The organism is Leifsonia sp. 466MF (assembly GCF_900100265.1).
Classification (GTDB): Bacteria; Actinomycetota; Actinomycetes; order Actinomycetales; family Microbacteriaceae; genus Leifsonia.
The window spans coordinates 2,579,273-2,596,761 of sequence record NZ_LT629696.1 but is presented as its reverse complement, the minus strand read 5'-3'; the positions used below and the strand labels follow the sequence as shown (position 1 = coordinate 2,596,761).

The 17,489-nt window shown below is 67.0% G+C and carries 11 protein-coding genes and 1 tRNA gene; 7 read left to right on the top strand and 5 right to left on the bottom strand.

The features are described 5' to 3' along the window. Positions 1–219 precede the first annotated feature (219 nt). Genes BLR91_RS12420 through der form a run of 3 tightly spaced genes read left to right on the top strand, consistent with a single transcriptional unit; the run spans position 220 to position 3,474 of the window. Complete coding sequence (locus BLR91_RS12420) at positions 220–1,308, top strand: prephenate dehydrogenase (protein ID WP_089874980.1); 1,089 nt, start codon at positions 220–222, stop codon at positions 1,306–1,308. Then, positions 1,305–1,976, top strand: a complete 672-nt coding sequence (gene cmk, locus BLR91_RS12415; protein WP_089874982.1) for a (d)CMP kinase — start codon at positions 1,305–1,307, stop codon at positions 1,974–1,976. Before BLR91_RS12420 ends, cmk begins: the two co-directional genes overlap by 4 nt. Beyond that, the gene (gene der / locus BLR91_RS12410) at positions 1,969–3,474 is read left to right on the top strand and encodes a ribosome biogenesis GTPase Der (RefSeq protein WP_018190194.1); all 1,506 of its coding nucleotides are present in this window, start codon (positions 1,969–1,971) and stop codon (positions 3,472–3,474) included. The genes cmk and der overlap by 8 nt, the downstream gene beginning before the upstream one ends. A gap of 118 nt (positions 3,475–3,592) precedes the next feature. Here der and BLR91_RS12405 read toward each other — a convergent pair whose 3' ends face one another. Then, on the bottom strand, positions 3,593–5,518 hold the full coding sequence (locus BLR91_RS12405) for a hypothetical protein (protein ID WP_089874984.1): 1,926 nt from the start codon (positions 5,516–5,518) through the stop codon (positions 3,593–3,595). 252 nt (positions 5,519–5,770) lie between these two features. Between BLR91_RS12405 and BLR91_RS12400 the strand changes: the two genes are divergently transcribed. The 4 genes from BLR91_RS12400 to BLR91_RS12380 all read left to right on the top strand — a co-directional run bounded on the left by BLR91_RS12400 (position 5,771) and on the right by BLR91_RS12380 (position 11,549). Next, positions 5,771–8,212 (top strand): glycosyltransferase family 2 protein, encoded by a 2,442-nt coding sequence (locus tag BLR91_RS12400; protein ID WP_089874986.1) that lies wholly within the window; start codon positions 5,771–5,773, stop codon positions 8,210–8,212. Continuing rightward, a complete protein-coding gene (locus BLR91_RS12395; RefSeq protein ID WP_089874988.1) occupies positions 8,212–9,822 on the top strand; it encodes a chitinase in 1,611 nt (536 codons plus the stop codon). Before BLR91_RS12400 ends, BLR91_RS12395 begins: the two co-directional genes overlap by 1 nt. Before the next feature lie 465 nt (positions 9,823–10,287). Next, positions 10,288–10,361: transfer RNA gene (locus BLR91_RS12385), tRNA-Pro, on the top strand. Between the two features lie 411 nt (positions 10,362–10,772). Then, positions 10,773–11,549, top strand: coding sequence for a DUF4241 domain-containing protein (locus tag BLR91_RS12380; RefSeq protein ID WP_089874992.1), 777 nt, complete (start codon positions 10,773–10,775; stop codon positions 11,547–11,549). A gap of 30 nt (positions 11,550–11,579) precedes the next feature. On the opposite strand, the gene BLR91_RS12375 is transcribed toward BLR91_RS12380, so the two are convergent. From BLR91_RS12375 to BLR91_RS12360, 4 genes are all read right to left on the bottom strand, one after another. Beyond that, entirely contained in the window at positions 11,580–15,059 is a 3,480-nt protein-coding gene (locus tag BLR91_RS12375) for a DEAD/DEAH box helicase (RefSeq protein ID WP_089874995.1), read from the bottom strand. Next, entirely contained in the window at positions 15,044–15,655 is a 612-nt protein-coding gene (locus tag BLR91_RS12370; protein WP_197674295.1) for a hypothetical protein, read from the bottom strand. The genes BLR91_RS12375 and BLR91_RS12370 overlap by 16 nt, the downstream gene beginning before the upstream one ends. A 465-nt stretch (positions 15,656–16,120) precedes the next feature. Further along, on the bottom strand, positions 16,121–16,387 hold the full coding sequence (locus BLR91_RS12365) for a hypothetical protein (protein ID WP_089875000.1): 267 nt from the start codon (positions 16,385–16,387) through the stop codon (positions 16,121–16,123). A 160-nt stretch (positions 16,388–16,547) separates the two neighbouring features. Then, entirely contained in the window at positions 16,548–17,444 is an 897-nt protein-coding gene (locus tag BLR91_RS12360; protein WP_089875003.1) for an AraC family transcriptional regulator, read from the bottom strand. Positions 17,445–17,489 lie beyond the last annotated feature (45 nt).

The window sequence follows — 17,489 nt, the reverse complement described above, 5'->3', positions numbered from 1 at the left end:
CGCCGCAACGACCTCCGTTCGTGGTCGCGCGCCGGCGTGTCGGCCCCGGACTCCTCCGTTTGCGCGTACTCACCTCAGCTGTGGCGAACGGAGGACTTCTCCCGCGCCGCGCCGGGCGCACGCCGAAAACGGAGGGGATCCGTGACGGATATCGACGGAGCCTCCTCCGAGACCGGTCGAGTGTGAAAACGGGCGGCACGCGCTGGCTAAGGTGGACGGGTGACTGAGATCTCCGCCCGCCTCTCCGGCCCCGTCCGCGTCGTCGGCGCGGGGCTGCTCGGCGCATCCGTCGGACTCGGGCTGCGCGCCCGGGGCGTCGACGTGCTGCTCGCCGACGCGTCGCCCGCGCACCTGCGGCTGGCGGCGGACTATGGGGCGGGTCGGCTCGACGACGGGGGAGCGGAGCCCGCGCTCATCGTGGTCGCCGTGCCGCCGGACCTCACCGGGAAGGTCGTGGCGGAAGAGCTGGCCGCGCATCCCGATGCCATCGTCACCGATGTCGCCAGTGTGAAGGTCGCTCCGCTCGCCGAACTGCAGGATGCCGGGGTCGACCTCGCCCGCTACGTCGGGGGCCACCCGCTCGCCGGGAGGGAACGCGGAGGGCCCTCGTCGGCGCGCGCCGATCTGTTCATCGGCCGGCCCTGGGTCGTCGCCGCGCGCCCTGAGAACCCGCGACCGGCCGTGAGCCTGGTGGAGGCGCTGATCCTCGACCTCGGCGCCACCCCGGTCGAGATGGATGCGGCCGAGCACGACGCCGCCGTCGCTCTCGTCTCGCACGCGCCCCAGCTCGTCTCCTCTCTCATGGCGAAGCGCCTGGCGGACTCACCGGACACAGCCCTCGCCCTCGCGGGGCAGGGCGTCCGCGACGTCACGCGCATCGCCGCGAGCGAGCCGGAACTGTGGGTCCAGATCCTCGGGGCGAACGCGCCCGCCATCGTCGAGATCCTCCGCGCCTACCGCGACGACCTCGACCGCGTACTCATCGCCCTCGGCGACGTCGACGCCGCGGGAGCCCGCCGCACCATCGCGGAGGAGATCGCGGGCGGCAACATCGGGGTGTCCCGGCTCCCGGGCAAGCACGGCCAGGACCGGAAATATTCGCGCTTCGTGGTGATGGTGGAGGACCGCCCGGGCGAACTTGCGCGCCTGCTGCACGAGCTCGGCGAACTCGGCGTGAACATGGAGGACCTGCGCCTGGAGCACTCGCCCGGCGCGGCCTTCGGCCTCGCCGATATCGCGGTGCTGCCCGAGGTGCTGCACCGCACCGTCGAAGACCTGACCGAACGTGGATGGAGGATCACCGGATGACCGAGACGATCGTGGTCGCGGTCGACGGACCGGCCGGCAGCGGCAAGTCGAGCGTGAGCAAGGCGGCCGCCAAGCGGCTCGGCTGGGCCTACCTCGACACCGGCGCCGCCTACCGTGCGCTCAGCTGGTACGTCGTGGAGCGGCAGGTCGACCCGACGGACGGCGCGGCGGTGATCGACTCCCTTCCCGACTTCGACTACCGGATCGGCACCGACCCCGACACGTACCACGTGTTCGTCGGCGACTCCGACGTGACCGAGGCCATCCGGACGCCGGAAGTGACCGCCGTCGTCAGCGCGATCGCGCGGGTCCCCGAGGTGCGCGAGTTCCTCACCGGGCTGTTCCGGCACATCATCCGCACGACCGACCGCGACGGGATCGTGGTCGAGGGTCGCGACATCACGACAGTCGTCTGCCCGGATGCGCCGGTGCGCATCCTGCTGACCGCCGACGAAGCCGTTAGAATGGCCAGGCGTTCCGCCGAGCTGGCCGGCCATTCCGCCGCCCACGTCGGCGAGGCACTTCGGAGACGCGACGAGGCCGACGCCCGTGTCGTCGACTTCATGAACGCCGCGGACGGTGTGACCACCGTCGACTCCACCGACCTCGACTTCGACCAGACCGTCGACGCGGTCATCCAGGTCGTACAGAAAGCAGCACATGTCTGACATCGAAAACGAGCCGACCGGCGACGACGACCTCGTCACCCGGCTTTCCGAGCTCGACGAGGAACTCGCCGTCCAGCGTGCAAACGCGCTGCGCAGCGGTCTCGAGGAGTACGAGCTCGACGAGAGCGACCTCGACATCCTCGAGGTCGCCGGCGAGGACGTCGACGGCATCACCTACCTGCCGGCACTGCCGGTGCTCGCGATCGTGGGGCGGCCGAACGTCGGCAAGTCCGCGCTCGTCAACCGCATCCTCGGCCGCCGCGAGGCGGTCGTCGAGGACACTCCGGGTGTGACGCGCGACCGCGTCTCGTACCAGGCGGAGTGGAACGGTCGCCGGTTCACCCTGGTGGACACCGGCGGCTGGGAGCCCGACGCCCGCGGGATCGACGCCTCGGTCGCCGCGCAGGCGGAGGTCGCCATCGACCTCGCAGATGCGGTGCTCTTCGTCGTGGATGCGACGGTCGGCGCGACCTCGACCGACGAGCACGTCGTCCGGCTGCTCCGCAAGACCAAGAAGCCTGTCTTCCTCGCCGCGAACAAGGTCGACGACGCACGCCAGGAGCCGTATGCGACCGAACTGTGGTCGCTCGGCCTCGGCGAGCCGCATCCCGTCTCCGCCCTGCACGGCCGCGGTGTCGCGGACCTGCTGGACGAGCTCCTGAAAGCGCTGCCGGAGGTCTCTGCGGTCGCTAAGCAGGAGGTCGGGGGCCCGCGCCGCGTCGCGATCCTGGGTCGGCCGAACGTCGGCAAGTCGTCGTTGCTCAACAAGGCCGCGGGGGAGGAGCGCGTCGTCGTCAACGAGCTCGCGGGCACAACGCGCGACCCGGTGGACGAGCAGGTCGAGCTCGGCGGCCGCATCTGGCGGTTCGTCGACACCGCCGGAATCCGCCGCCGCGTGCACCTGCAGCAGGGCGCCGACTTCTACGCGTCGCTGCGCACATCCACCGCGCTGGAGAAGGCGGAGGTCGCCGTGGTCGTGCTCGATGTGAGCGAGCCGATCAGCGAGCAGGACGTCCGGATCATCGACCTCGTGCTCGAGTCGGGCCGCGCGCTCGTGCTCGCGTTCAACAAGTGGGATCTCCTCGACGACGACCGTCGCCGGTACCTGGAGCGGGAGATCGAGCAGGATCTGGCGCACGTCTCCTGGGCGCCGCGGGTCAACATCTCCGCGCGCACCGGGCGCCACCTCGAGAAGCTCGTCCCTGCGCTGGAGCTCGCGCTCGAGTCGTGGGACACCCGCATCCCGACCGGCAAGTTCAACGCGTTCCTCGCCGAGCTCACGGCCGCGCATCCGCACCCGGTCCGTGGCGGCAAGCAGCCGCGCATCCTCTTCGGCACGCAGGCGACGAGCCGCCCGCCGACATTCGTGGTGTTCACGACCGGGTTCCTCGACCCGGGCTACCGGCGGTACATCATCCGCCGCCTCCGCGAGGTCTACGGCTTCGAGGGCACCCCGATCGTCCTCAACATGCGCGTCCGCGAGAAGCGCAAGCGCTGACCCCTCCCACCCGCCGTCGAGTACGCAAAAACTGCACACAAAACCGCCCCGCGGCGTGCAGTTTGTGCGGACTCGACGTTGGGGCTGTGGGGCGGAGTGGCGGCGCGGAGGGGCGACGTCAGCGCTGGCGGGCGACGTCGAGGATGGGGTCGAACGCGTCGGGGGCGTGGACGACCACGACCGGGGCGGTTCCTCCCGGGAAGAGGCGGCGCACCGCATCCGGATCGGCGCGGTCGTCGACCGTGATGTCGATGGACTCGCGCCAGCGCCCGTCCGAGAGCCGCTGCACCGTCGCCTCCCAGGTGATCCCGGGCGTCGACCGCGCCTGCAGCCGCAGGTGGATGCCGACAGCGCGCCGCCGCGCGAGCAACGACAGCAGTCCCCGGTACACCGCGGTGCGTCCGGCGGCGATCAGCCACGGATCGAGCTCGCGGACCAGCATGTCGGCGTTCCACAGGATCGTCGTCGCGAACCCGCTGCGCGACTGGTAGACGTCCACCGCGATCACGCCCGGCAGCCGTCGAACGGTCTGCCGAAGCGTCCCGCGCGTGATGCCCTCCTCGACCGTGCTGTGCAGGTACAACGGCACCGACGGCCGCGGCGGCAGCCCGCCCGCCCGCACGGCGGCCCGGTCGTGGATGCGCTGGCCCGGCCCGAAGAACGGCGCCAGCCCGGCGAGCAGCAGGGCGACCGACGGATCCGGCGGGTCGGCCTCCACCATCGCCGCCGTGTCCGCGTAGGCGGTCGACTGGTGCAGCGCTCCGATCCGGAATCCGAGCGACAGCGGCGGCCGCGCCTTCACCGTGAGGAAGGGCGCCCCGAGCGACCCGCGAAGCGGATTCTCGCGCCCTTCGATCCGCGGAACCGGATCGAGCACATGCTCCAGCGCCAGCACGCTCACCGTCGGCGGCACGACGATCCGCCCGAGCGGTGAGCCCGCCACCACCAGATGCGTGACGTCGAGCCCGTCGGCGACCGCCGAGGCGGCGATCTGCGCGGCGACCATCCCGCCCAGGCTGAACCCGGCCAGCAGCACGGGTTCGCCCAGCCGGATGCCCGCCTCCCGCATCGCCGCCAAGCTCGCGCGAGCCACGGTCGGCTCGTCGCCTGCCCCGATCAGCAGGTCCGCCGTGAGGTCGTTGGGCGCCGCGCCGGCCCGTGGGTGCCAGGACTTCGTGCTCGCGAACTGCACGATCCAGCGCCGGCCGGAATGCCCGGACGGCGGCACCTCCACGATCCGTACGGTCGCGACGTCGGCGCGGTCGTCGAGGTCCGGGTCGCAGAGGTCGTCGATCTCGCGCTGGCTGAGCAGCACATCCCGCAATGAGCGGATCGACCGTCGCCGCATGGCTCCGGCAGCGATGCCCGGCTGCCCCAAGGGATCGGGGGAAGGGCCCAGCGGCAGCCCCAGCAGTCCCGCGGGCACGTCGGGCAGTCCCGGCGTCGGTGTGTAGTCGTCGCCGGCGAGCGGGTCGTTCCACCAGTCGAGGACGTCACGGATGAGCGGGAACGCTCGCCCGAGGAAGTCGTCGTAGCCGGTCAGCACCGCGTCGTGGCCGTCACGCAACAGTCCGCGCCTCCGGCCGAGGTTGACCACCTTGCGCAGCAGCGAGGGCAGCGTGAACACCGCGAAGTAGGGTTTCGCCCGCCAGCGGGGGAGGAACAGCCCGACCAGCGACACCAGCAGAGCGAGCGGCGAGAGCAGCCACCCGGTGACGCGTGCGACGCCTCCGACGGTCCGCGGCACGAGCGACAGGTACAGGCCACTGAGCGCGACGCGTCTGTTACGTCGGGTTGTGGGCGGCGGTGCGCCGAAGGGATACGGGATGCGCCGGGTGCGCTGCACCGCGTACCAGACCCACGCCGCCGCTACGGAGAGCAGCCAGCCGACCGCCGCGAGGACACCGCCGAGCACACCGAGAGCCAGGAGCAGCATCCCGAACAGCAGGGCCACGGGGATTCCGACCGCCAGGCCCACGATCAGGAGCAGAGTTCCGGCCGGGCTGCGCCCCCGCCACAGCTGCGGTGACGGCTGCGACGGCATGCGGCCAGCCTAGACCGCACCCTCCGACACGCTCCCGACCTTTGATGCATATGCATGGAGATCGATCAGCGCAAGCGCGACACACCGGCCGAATCTGAGAAAGGAGACAGGGAAGCCACCCCAAAGAGGGGGCGACCCTAAAAGGGGTATTTGTACCCCGGATTGTCCTCACTAGTGTGGACAACCGGGAGCCACCCGACCGTGCCCACCCGAGGGCCGGGCTCCCGTCTTCTGAAGGACGCATACCCGATCATGAGTTCTACAACCGCATACACCCCTGCCCGAAAGCGCCAGCTCGGCTCCGAGAAGCGCACAGAACCGCTTCCGACGGTCCACCCGAAACCCTCCGACCGGAAGATCACCTGGAGCCGCGTCGCCATCGTGCTGACTGTCCTCTTCTGGGCGATCTACGTGGTGACCACGATCATCCGCCAGTTCATCGACAGCGGCAGCCAGAACTTCCGCTTCACGATGGAGGCCATCGGCTACACGGTCGTCGTCACCTTCCTCACCTTCTCCGCCCTCATGTATCTGGTGGCCCGGCAGGGAGCGCTCCAGCGCTTCCAGAAGCACGTCCGCGTGCCGCGTGCCGAGCTCGACCGCCACTTCGCCGACAACCAGCCGTCGATCACCGTCCTGGTCCCGTCGTACGCCGAGGAGCCCGAGGTGGTGCGGATGACGCTGCTCTCCGCCGCCCTGCAGGAGTTCCCGTCCAAGCGCGTCGTGCTGCTCCTCGACGACAACCCCGACCCGAGCGACCCGGATGTTCGCGAGCGCCTCGAGGCGACCCGCGACCTCGCGCACGACATCAGCGCGACGCTGGCCGAGCCCCGTTTCCGGTTCTCCGACGCGCTGATGCGCTACGAGCTCGGCGACACCGGCGTGTATGCGACCGACGAGGCCGCGCGGGAGCTCGCCGACCACTACCGCTGGGCCGCCCAGTGGCTGTACGCCCAGGCGGACGCCCACACCGTCGAGGACCACGTCGACGTGTTCTTCGCCGACCAGGTGCTCCGCGCTCTCGGCGACGACCTGGCGCTGACCGGCGAGGCCGTCTCTGCTGCGATCGCCGAGGGCGCCTCGCTCACCAGCAAGCGCGTGGCGCAGCTGTACCGCCGCCTGTCGTGGACGTTCGACGCCGACCTCGCCGTCTTCGAGCGCAAGAAGTGGGCGTCCCTCTCGCACGAGGCGAACAAGGCGATGAACCTCAACGCCTACATCGGCCTGATGGGCGGCACCTACCGCGTCGAGGAGACGCCGGAGGGACAGATCCTCAGCCCGGTCGCCGCCGGCCAGCGCCGCCCCGGTGACATCGAGATCCCGGACAGCGACTTCCTGCTGACGCTGGATGCCGACTCCATCCTGCTGCGCGAGTACTGCCTCCGGCTCACCTACTTCCTGCAGCAGCCCGACAACGCCCGCGTCGCTGTGACGCAGACGCCGTACTCGTCGTTCCGCGGCGCCGGCACCCGCATCGAGCGTCTCGCCGGTGCGACCACCGACATCCAGCACATCCTGCACCAGGGCAAGTCGTATTACGGCGCGACGTTCTGGGTGGGCGCGAACGCGGTGATCCGCAAGAGCGCGCTGGACGACATCGTCGAGACCGAGTTCGTCGGCGGCTTCGAGGTGCGCCGCTACATCCAGGACCGCACCGTCATCGAGGACACCGAGTCGAGCATCGACCTGGGCACCCACGGCTGGACGCTGTCCAACTACCCGGAGCGCCTCAGCTACTCCGCGACCCCGCCGGACTTCGGTTCGCTGATCGTGCAGCGTCGCCGCTGGGCGAACGGCGGTCTGCTGATCCTCCCGAAGCTGTGGCGCCAGGTGAAGGAGCGTAAGCGCCGCGGCGAGACCGTCTCGCGCATCGAGCTGCTGCTGCGCGTCAACTACATGGCGTCGATCAGCTGGGCGAGCTTCGGCCTGATCTTCCTGCTGGCGTACCCGTACGACGGCCGGCTGCTCAGCCCGATGGTGCTCCTCGCCGCGCTGCCGTACTTCATCAGCCAGGCGGCCGACCTGCGCTACAGCGGGTACAAGGCCACCGACATCTTCCGGATCTACGGCTTCAACCTCATCCTGCTGCCGGTGAACCTGGCCGGTGTGCTGAAGTCGATCCAGCAGTCGCTGACCGGCAAGAAGATCCCGTTCGCCCGCACGCCGAAGGTCAAGAACCGCACGGCGTCCCCGCTGCTGTACGTGATCGCGCCGCTCGCGATCGTCGCCTTCTCGCTGTTCACGCTGTGGCGTGACGTCAACGCGCAGAACTGGGGCAACGCCGCGTTCGCCGCGTTCAACGCCACCCTGGCGATCTGGGCGATCGTCGCCTACATCGGCATCTGGAACACCATCGTCGACATCTGGATCGGGATGACGAAGCCGCTCTACGTGGACAAGTCGCGCCGCCGTTCGACCGAGGAGGCCGCACCGCAGACCGCATCCATCGACTGGCGTTCCGTGCTCTACCACGGCCACGCGGGCGGCGAGGTGCCGCACCTCGCCCGGGTGGGCGCGGTCGTCGACGCTCGGACCGAGGACGCCGAGGTGTCGCTGCAGGGCTCGGAGGTCGCCGTGGATGGCGCTGCCGCCCAGGCGGTGGAGGCGTCCGGCGCCGAGGGCTCCGAAGCAGCGGCTGCCACGAACGGATCCGCTCCGGCCGAGTCCGTCTCCGGCGAGAGGCAGGCCGCCTGATGGCTCGCGCATCCCAGAAGAAGGTCTCGGCGGACGCCGTCGAGCGCGCGCAGGCTCCCGAGTCCGCGAGCGGCCGCCGCCTGTCGCCGTGGCGCGTGATCGGCGCCGCTCTCGTCGCCATCGTCGTCGTGTCCGCCGGCGCGGTCGGCCTGCAGTGGTGGAGCGCCCGCGCCGCGGTCGACGCGAAGCCGTGGTTCGCCTCCTACGTGGATGTGACGGCGACGCCCCGGTTCGCGTTCGAGAACCTGGGCGGCACGACGACGAAGGATGCCGTCCTCTCGTTCGTCGTGTCGTCGCCGTCGGACCCGTGCGCGCCCAGCTGGGGCGGCGCCTACTCGCTCGACCAGGCTCGTGGCTCCCTGGATCTTGACCGCCGCATCGCGCGCCTCCAGCAGCAGGACGGCACCGTCGCGGTGTCGTTCGGCGGCCAGCGGAACGACGAGCTGGCTGTGCACTGCGTCGACCCGTCCGCGCTGAAGAACGCGTACGCGTCTGTCGTCGACCGCTACAAGATCGGAACGATCGACCTCGACCTCGAGGGCGGCGGACTCTCCGACAAGAGCGCCGCCGCTCGCCGCGCCGAGGCGATCGCCGCACTGCAGCAGGAGCGCCGTGCCGCAGGCAAGAGCCTCGCCGTGTGGCTGACCCTGCCCGTGGCGCCCACCGGGATGACCTCGGACGGCACGGATGCGATCGCCGCCATGCTGAAGGCGAAGGTCGATATCGCCGGCGTCAACGTGATGACCATGGACTTCGGCGACGCCAAGGACGCGAAGACCTCGATGGCGAAGACCGCGGAGTCCGCCGTGTCCGCTGCCCAGCGCCAGCTCGGCATCCTCTACGACCGCGCGAAGCTGCACCAGAGCGACCCCAGCCTGTGGGCGAAGCTCGGCGCCACCCCGATGATCGGCCAGAACGACATCGAGGGCGAGGTGTTCACTCTCGCGGACGCCGCCTCCTTCAACAGCTGGGCGGTGTCGAACGGCCTGGGGCGCATGTCGATGTGGTCGGCGAACCGCGACAAGACCTGCGGGTCGAACTATGTGGATGTGACCGTCGTCTCCGACGCGTGCAGCGGCGTCGACCAGGGCAAGAAGTCGTTCGCGACCGTCCTGGCGAAGGGCTTCGACGGACACATCGCGCTGGGGGAGGGCGCCGTCACGACGGCCGAGCCGACCTCCACGGCGACCGCGGACGACCCGGCCCACTCGCCGTACCCGGTGTGGGCGTCGAAGAACTCGTACCTCAAGGGGACGAAGGTCGTCTGGCACCACAATGTGTACCAGGCGAAGTGGTGGACGAAGGGCGACGTGCCCGACAACCCCGTGCTGAACGCGTGGGAGACGCCGTGGGAGCTCGTCGGCCCGGTGCTCCCGGGCGAGACGCCCATCCCGCAGCCGACCCTGCCCGCCGGGACGTACCCGACCTGGGCCGGGACCAGCGCCTACGACAAGGGTCAGCGCGTCCTCTTCGACGGGGTACCCTACGAAGCTAAGTGGTGGACGCAGGGCGACAGCCCCGAGGCCGCCAGCGCAAACCCCGACTCGTCGCCCTGGACCCCGCTCAGCCAGGACGAGGTCGACCAGATCATCGGCGGCTCCAGCCGCTGAACCCAGCTCGGCGGCGGGACGCTGACTCCCCCCACTCGCGCCCCGTCGCCGACTCATACCTGGACACCCGCTGCGGGGCGGGGCGGTCCGGGCGCCCGTTCGCACAGGTCATTCGGCCGCTGCGACGGCGCAGTGCCGGCGGGGATCCGTGTGCCTTCGGGTGGCGCACCGCATCCCTGCCGGCACGAAAGGAAGGCGGTAACGCTCCCGTCGGGGGCTGACACCGACGGTGACCGTGACGTCCACCGTCACAGCGACGCCGGCTCCGGCCACCGCGTCGCCCGACGACCCGCTCGACGCGCGGGCAGCGTGGTCGTCATCTGTCACCTCGGCGGCACCCTGGGCTCGCCGAAGCTGATCGATTGGGCGACGAAGGACATCTGACCCGGCGTGCGCGGGGCACCTCTCCGACACGGTAGGATGGTCGAGTTGCCCCGCGCGGAGCCTCGGCTCGGGCGGCGACAACGGGCTGTGGCGCAGCTTGGTAGCGCACTTGACTGGGGGTCAAGGGGTCGCAGGTTCAAATCCTGTCAGCCCGACGCAACGAAAGAGCCGGTGGGCACGAAGGTCGCAAAGCGACCACGTGCCCACCGGCTCTTTCGTTGCTCGCTGCTGTCTATTGGGGTCCCCGCGCGCGAGGGGCCCCGGGCGCCGACCCGAGCGAAGCGAGGGCCGGCGTCTGGGGGAGCGCGTGGGGCGCAGCCCGACGCAGTGCGCCGTTTGCGTAACTGTTTACGAAGCCGGCAAAAAGAGAATCGCCCCGGAGTAACCTCCGGGGGCGATTCTGCGACATCTACGAGCGCCGCGCAGCCGACAAAGTGCTGCTGCTCAGCTACAACGACTGGCTTCCCCGGTCAGGCTGCTGAACGTTCTTGACTCGCAGTTCGAAGGGCGCTGTCGGCGGCATCGTCCAGGATGAGGATGGAAACAGCGCAGGAAGGGTGGTTCGCATGCCGGAGTGGGTAAAGGAGTGGGTGCCTGTCCTGCAGCTCCTACTGAACGCCGGCGCTCTGATCGGGGGTGCGATCATTTGGAAGTTGTACGTGGACAATCTCAAGGCGGCTAGCGCGGTGAAGGACGCGACGATCCAGAGTGTCGAGAAGAGCCGGGACCACTGGCGCGAGATAGCTGAAGAGCTGGAGAAGCGCAGCCCCGAAGCGGTCGAAAAGAGCCTCGCGGAGCGCATCCAGATTAGGGACGCTGAGATTACGCGGTTCAGAGCGGACAAGGAGTTCGACCAGATTGCGCTTCGGGCGTTGGAGGTGAAGAAGGCGGAGCTAGAGCGGGATTTGTTCCGGACGCGGGGATTCCGCGCGATGCTAGCGCTCGAAGACGGCTACGAAGGCGACGGTGAGCCGAGCGACGCGGTTGAGTCGGCCGTCGATGAGACCTCGAAGCGTGTCGAGGTGGTCTACATCGGCGAGGTCGGCGTCGACAGCGGCCAACTCATGGTCACTGATCCCTGCTACATCGATCAAGAGTGGAAGCGCGAGCCTTTCAGCGTCGCGCGTGATCAGGAACACTCCGTCGATGCCATATTTCCCTACTCATATAACGGGGCATGCAATGCAACCCTGAACGGCGTGGGCCACGGTCAGCTTGGGTACGCGATGGGCCACGCCGGCGCGGGCGTCGCTTTTAGGACTGCCTGGGGAGACGGGGGATACCCGGTGTATGCAGAGAAGCATGACGGGCGCATCGTGCGGGTCTATGTGAACGTCGGCTGACCCTCAGGGCTAGCTTCGAACATGCGACCTCTAAGGTTCTAGGCTCACCCTCAGCCGTTGCTTCGTGGCAGACAAGTCCAGCTCAACCGTAAGCGCAAAGCCACTATCGATAATGCTGGCGACGTCTGCATGGTCTTCTGTGGCGACGTATGCGAATAGCTTGCCCGCAGCATACACACCAAACGGCCTCGGATCCGGTTCATCTTTCGCCTCGCGGATTTGCAAGTTACTGAAACTCGAAGGCCATTCGAACGCGGCTAGGGCGATGTACGTCACACCAGATTCCAAGAGCTCGGTCAGAAGATTGCGCTTCCTCCTCCGGGTGAACTCCAGGAGGTCAATCAAATCCGAGGAGTTGGCGTCAAAGTAAGTTCTCCAGTCGCTGATCGTCATCAGCGCCAAACGGCTTCGAAGTGCAGCTTCGTCAGAATCTCGTGTTTCCGGTAGCCGCATCGCGATCGTGTTTGCAAGGCGACGCGACCTCAGCCCTGCGCGCAGAAGGCGGAGAGCGGCCTCGTTCGAGACCCCGAATCGGACGAATGAGCCCAACTCTGGGCATATCAAGTTCTCCGAGCCCAATTCCTCGAGGCGGCTGTTGACCAGTTCGACGAGCGCTCCCAGTAGCCAAGCTAAGTAGTGCTCGAAATGTTGCGATACAGCACCGACGACCTGCTCAGAGCGAAACTCGTCGTCTTCCACCTCCTTCAAGAACCTGCTGGCGATTGATGGCAAGCTCGCCCCATCGATCCAGGCGCCCAACATTGCGACCGGGTCAACATCGATGTCGCGAGGTGAGCGCGAGGTCGGCTTGAACTTCCACGGGGGGGCTTCCTGCAAGCTATACAGATCCCGAATGACGTCGGAGAGGTAGTCAACGGCTCTCCCTGGGCTTCCAACGACAATCGTATCTCGGGAGAGTTCGCGGGCCACGGACTCCGCGATTTGGTCGAGGATCCGAGCCGACCCGATTGATGTTCCGGGTTGTGCCCATCTAAGCCGTGCCGCTGCCGGCGCGGTGATGTAGCGCCGCTGAACCGCTCGAGCTGAATTTTGAAGCAACTGTAATTGCGCGGGGTCGGCCTGATTCCCAGCTAGGGTCTCCGCCACAATATTCGAAATGTCCAAAGAGGCCGGATCCAGAGCACGCCGCTCGACGACGCTTAGCGTCGTCCAAATGAAGCTGATGAAGTCTGCGGCAACATCTTGTTCACTGAAGATGGCGTCGGCGTCGGCGCTAAGTCTCGTCTCCGCGGCCGCGAGCGCGGCCAGAGACGAGTCGACTAGGAGAGAAGACCGCACCTCCAGCCGATCGGCCGTAGGGTTCAACTCGTCGAAATGGTCATCCGACGGGGATTGAGTTCGTATCAGGACAATCCAGCCTTCGGTCTCAATGCCCGCACGACCGGCTCTACCGATGGCGTTCACGAGTCGCGCGCCAGCGAAGCGGCTTTCCTCTGGCTGCCCAGGGTATGGCGCGTCGTAAATCACGACCGTTCGGACGGGGAGGTTGACTCCGTCTGTAAGCGTTGAGGTGCAAGCTAGATATGCAAGTCGCTCGTCGCGTACTGCTGTTTCGAGCGCCTCCAGAACTTCCACGGGCAGGCCAGCGTGATGAAAACCAACACCACTTCGCAAACAAGCGACTAGCGGATGCGCGTCCCCCAGTTCCTGGCGAACGAACTCTACAAGCCCATCGAGGCCATCCTGGGGGCCGTTCAGCCGGGCGAGTTCACGTGCCAAACGTTGCGCATCAGCCTTCGTCGATGTCACGACTAGGACCGAGCCAGCATGACCCAACGCCTCAATCATTTCCGCCGCGATGACGTACTGCTTCGTCGACGTGGCGTCTGTGCTGAACGACGCAGCCGGAGATGATAGCTCGCGGGCTTTGCGCACGAGCCGCCATCCAGTATCGCCTTGAGTTACCAACCGTTCCACACGTCCGTTTGCCAGGCGCACGCGAATGACACCCTTCAGCTCAGTGATGTGCCTGTATTTCCAGACGGTCCCCGAGGTCTTTTCTATCTTCGTGGTAGACCATTCAGCCTCGGTCGAGAAGATCGCGTGCAGTCGTCGAGGACCGCGCCAATCCGAACGGAAGACCAGGGGAGTCTGGTTTTGGGCGACCCATTGAGCAATCCCCCCGCTGTTACCCATAGCCGCCGAGATAAGCATGATCTTGTGTTCGGTGGATTGTGTCAGGACGTGCAGGAGCGAGATGGCAGACTCCAGGATGAAGCCGCGGCCCTGCTCTGCGAGGAGTTGGGCCTCGTCGAAGATGAACATCCCGAATGTTCGTAAGACCCCGTCTGCATCGTGCCTTAGAAGGTGCGCCAGCCGCTCGGGCGTCATGACTTCGACGTCTCCGAACGGCTCGTCCATAGCGTTGATTAGATCCCACAACGAGTTGTAATCGGGCTGTTCAGCTTTTACTTCGCGCTGCAATACCCGCACCCTCTTCGACATGCCGGCGCGAACTTCTCGGGCGAGACTGCGTGTTGGCACGACGTAGCAGACACCTCTACCGGTTCTGGCTAGCTGCTCGACAGCGAGTATCTGAGCAACCAGGCTCTTTCCACCACTGGTAGGCACGGCCAGGACCATGCGCGTTGTCTGCGGGTCGTACGGACTGGGACTCGACGTGAGTAGCTCTCTTTGCGGCTCCCAGAGAGTGAAGACAGGCGAGCCGCCCGTGGTGAAAGCGCTTCTTACAATCGACGCAGCCGAGTCAGGCAACACCGAGGGGTTCCAGAGGGAACCTTGTAGCGCTGCCTCACCGAAGGCGAAAAGGTGCGCGGCTACCCACCGAGCGTCCAGGGAGTTGGTCTTGACGTCGTCCGATGCTGCGAGGCGCAACAGGTTCATGCCGCGTTCGTAACGTTCAGCATTACCGCGTGCGAAGTAGTAGAGGAGATCCTCGGCTCCGAGAATCAAGAACTGCAGGCTGCCCAGCGAGGTAACGCTCAGATCAACCAAGTCGGATGCATCAGCGAGGAACTCAAGCTGGCGTCTCCATGCGGACAGAAGAGGGAACAACCGTCTGGCGTTGAGGGTGAGGAAGGCCAGTCCTATCCGACTTGGCAGCAGCTCTATGCCGGACATATTGTCGGCGACTTGATACAAATCTTCCCCGAACCGCTGGGCGATAGCCGCTGCGTTGGGGTCCAAGCCGCCACGGCGGTAACCAATCGCTGCGGCGAAGCCCCAACTCTGGCGCTCGTACACTGAAGCGTCGGCAACACTCAACGCTAGGTCGAAAATGTGGGCGCTTACTTGAAAGGCACGGCGCTGCTGAGCGAAGGAGTAGAGGTTGCGAGCTTCCTCTACTGACGCAACGGCGTGCAAATACCACGCCGTTTCGATGAGCTTTGGCTCCATCGAGGCTCGCCGAAGCACTAGCGCTATCTCGACCTGTGCGAGCATCTCCTGGAGTTCTTCGGCTGATGGGAGGCCATTGTGGGCTCGACCCAAAGCCTCGGCGAGGATGGCTGCGTCTAAAGCCCGCTCCACACGATCTCCTTCACACGGTCGGCGAAACCCGCAAAGTCAGGCAGCGCCACGACCAGTCCTTCGGTCTGAGTCGCTGATGTGAACGCGGGGAACCTTGTTCGGATGGACCTAAAAGTTCGCCCGTCTCGGGGTGCGTTGTCCTTGGTGGTGCCGACAGCAACTCCGACACCAGCCCTGACACTTCGATCGAACCAAAGTTCCACCATCTCGCCGTACAGGTCGAGCAGCTCACCTTCGGCGGTGAGAGTTTCGGGAGCGGCTAACTTAGCGAGGTACTCGTGACCGCGCCCCTCCAACTGTGAACTTGCCCGGTTGATTGTCGCCGAAATCCGTGCAGTTGCCGCGTGCTTCTTGATCTCCCACAGGCGGAAGACCAAATCACCGTCCGAATCTCGGTAGATGACCAGCCCATCGCCACCGGGTTCGGTTGGGTCGGCCTTAACTGAGTGCGCCTTCACTAGTCGGCGACCATCCACGCACGTCTCGCGTTCGCCGAGTACGCGATTCCAGATCAACTCCGCCACATGCCCCTGAAGGTGGTCGGTATTTGGCGGAGCTCCGGGTAGGCCGAAGGCGATGGAGGCATACGTCTCCACGGCCTGCCTGCGCACAGGAGGGTGTGGTGCGCCACCGTCCCGTCGCGCACGCCAGCTGCCGAGTACGGGGGCGTTGCCGCATGCCACACGCATCCCGTCATCCGCAATCAATTGGGCGGCGACTTCGCGAGCAGGTTCCGCCAGGTTAGCTCCCCCAATGAAGTATGAAACGCGCGATCCCGCTGGGGACTCGGAAAGGTCGAGCAGTGGCGTTAGAGTTGCCGGCTTCACATGAGAAGGTTCGCACAATCGCACCCGATGGCCCGCGCAGCACGCTGACCGCTCGAGATGAAACGCCGGAGAAAAAAACCGGGCCGACGGAGCAAAGGAAGAGGTTCCATGACTGCCGGCCCCGGGCGCCGTGCCTCGCTCTGCGAGGCTCGGCGTTTGGGGGAGCGGGTGGGGCGCAGCCCGACGCAGATCGCGCACGGCGCCCCGGACGCGGAGCGATCCCCACAAGTCAACCTAATCGTCGCCCATCCGGTGAGGACGAGGCGGCCCATAGGCACCCGTCCGGCGTCGCCGATCCCGCAGCGCGACGACGAGGTAGAGCCCAGCGACCGCCAACGCCCAGGTGGCAGCCAGGATCATCACCCACCAGTGAGGAACGCCCCGTAGCGCGTAATCGACGCAGAGCGCGATGCCTCCCACGCCCAGGATTCCCCAGAGAACCGCGTGCACGATCCGAGGCTGGCCGAACGCCACCCGAAACCAATGTTCGCGTGCGCTCATGTGGCTTCCCGCCTTTCGATTCTCACCCACGGCATGCGGTCAGGTTGGTCGGATCAAGCGGGTGCCCTCCAGCTAATGAGACGTAGACGTCACCCGATCGTGACGCGACGAAAGGATTCCCGAGTTCACCTGGCGACCCGCCACATCATCCCGAAGAGGATCACACCCGCGCCACCCCACGCAGCGCGACCGCGTCCTCGCTGGGCGAGGCCCCGAACTCGCGCCGGTACTCCCGGCTGAACTGCGACGGGCTCTCGTAGCCGACCGCGTAGGCCGTCGCTCCGATGTCGCCCGGGTTCGCGATCAGGCGCAGCCGCGCCTCCTGCAAACGGATGCTCTTCTGGTACTGGATCGGGCTCATCGAGGTGACCGCGTGGAACGCTCGGTGAAATGCTGAGGGGCTCATCCTCGCGCGTTCGGCGAGCTCGTCGACGCGGAGCGGCTCGGCGAAGTGCTCCCGTATCCAGCGAACGACGTGGCGGACGCGGCTGAGGCTGCTGTCGGCGAGTCCCAGCTGTCGCACGGTCGCGCCCTGGTCGCCCGACATGATCAGCCAGAGGATCTCCCGCTCGATCATGGGGGCGAGCACCGGGATGTCCCGGGGGTGGTCGAGCAGTCGCAGCATGCGGATGGTCGCGTCCAGCAGCCGCGGCGAGGTCTCCCCTACGGCGATCGCCGGAGGGGATGACTCCCCGCGCGACGGCCGCGGGAACTCTGCCGCCGAAGCAGTCAGCATCAGTTCGGCGATCACCTCCGAGCGCAGCTCCAGACCGAATCCGAGCGCAGGATGTTCGGGGGTGGCGTCGGTGAAGTGCCCGGAGACCGGGAGGTCCACGGAGGCGACCAGGTATTGGCCGGCCCCGTAGTCGTGGACTGTTCCTCCCACCGAGAGTCGTTTGGTGCCTTGCGCGACGATGGCGAGGATCGTGCCCGTCGTGGATTCGTCCTGCGAACCGCCGTGGTCCATCCGCGACACGACCACGCCGGGGATCGCCGTCGAACTGACGCCACCCGGGGCGTGTTGCGCCACGAGGGCGCGGAACTCATCGAAGGACATGGCAAAAGTGAAACATCATCCCTCGAGGAAGGCATCCATTCCTGT

What these genes read in the sequence shown, in the direction of transcription:
- BLR91_RS12395 (WP_089874988.1), top strand. Translation starts at nt 8,212, where the DNA reads ATGGCTCGCGCATCCCAGAAGAAGGTCTCGGCGGACGCCGTCGAGCGC.
- BLR91_RS12360 (WP_089875003.1), bottom strand. Translation starts at nt 17,444, where the DNA reads ATGTCCTTCGATGAGTTCCGCGCCCTCGTGGCGCAACACGCCCCGGGT.
- cmk (WP_089874982.1), top strand. Translation starts at nt 1,305, where the DNA reads ATGACCGAGACGATCGTGGTCGCGGTCGACGGACCGGCCGGCAGCGGC.
- BLR91_RS12365 (WP_089875000.1), bottom strand. Translation starts at nt 16,387, where the DNA reads ATGAGCGCACGCGAACATTGGTTTCGGGTGGCGTTCGGCCAGCCTCGG.
- BLR91_RS12380 (WP_089874992.1), top strand. Translation starts at nt 10,773, where the DNA reads ATGCCGGAGTGGGTAAAGGAGTGGGTGCCTGTCCTGCAGCTCCTACTG.
- der (WP_018190194.1), top strand. Translation starts at nt 1,969, where the DNA reads ATGTCTGACATCGAAAACGAGCCGACCGGCGACGACGACCTCGTCACC.
- BLR91_RS12400 (WP_089874986.1), top strand. Translation starts at nt 5,771, where the DNA reads ATGAGTTCTACAACCGCATACACCCCTGCCCGAAAGCGCCAGCTCGGC.
- BLR91_RS12405 (WP_089874984.1), bottom strand. Translation starts at nt 5,518, where the DNA reads ATGCCGTCGCAGCCGTCACCGCAGCTGTGGCGGGGGCGCAGCCCGGCC.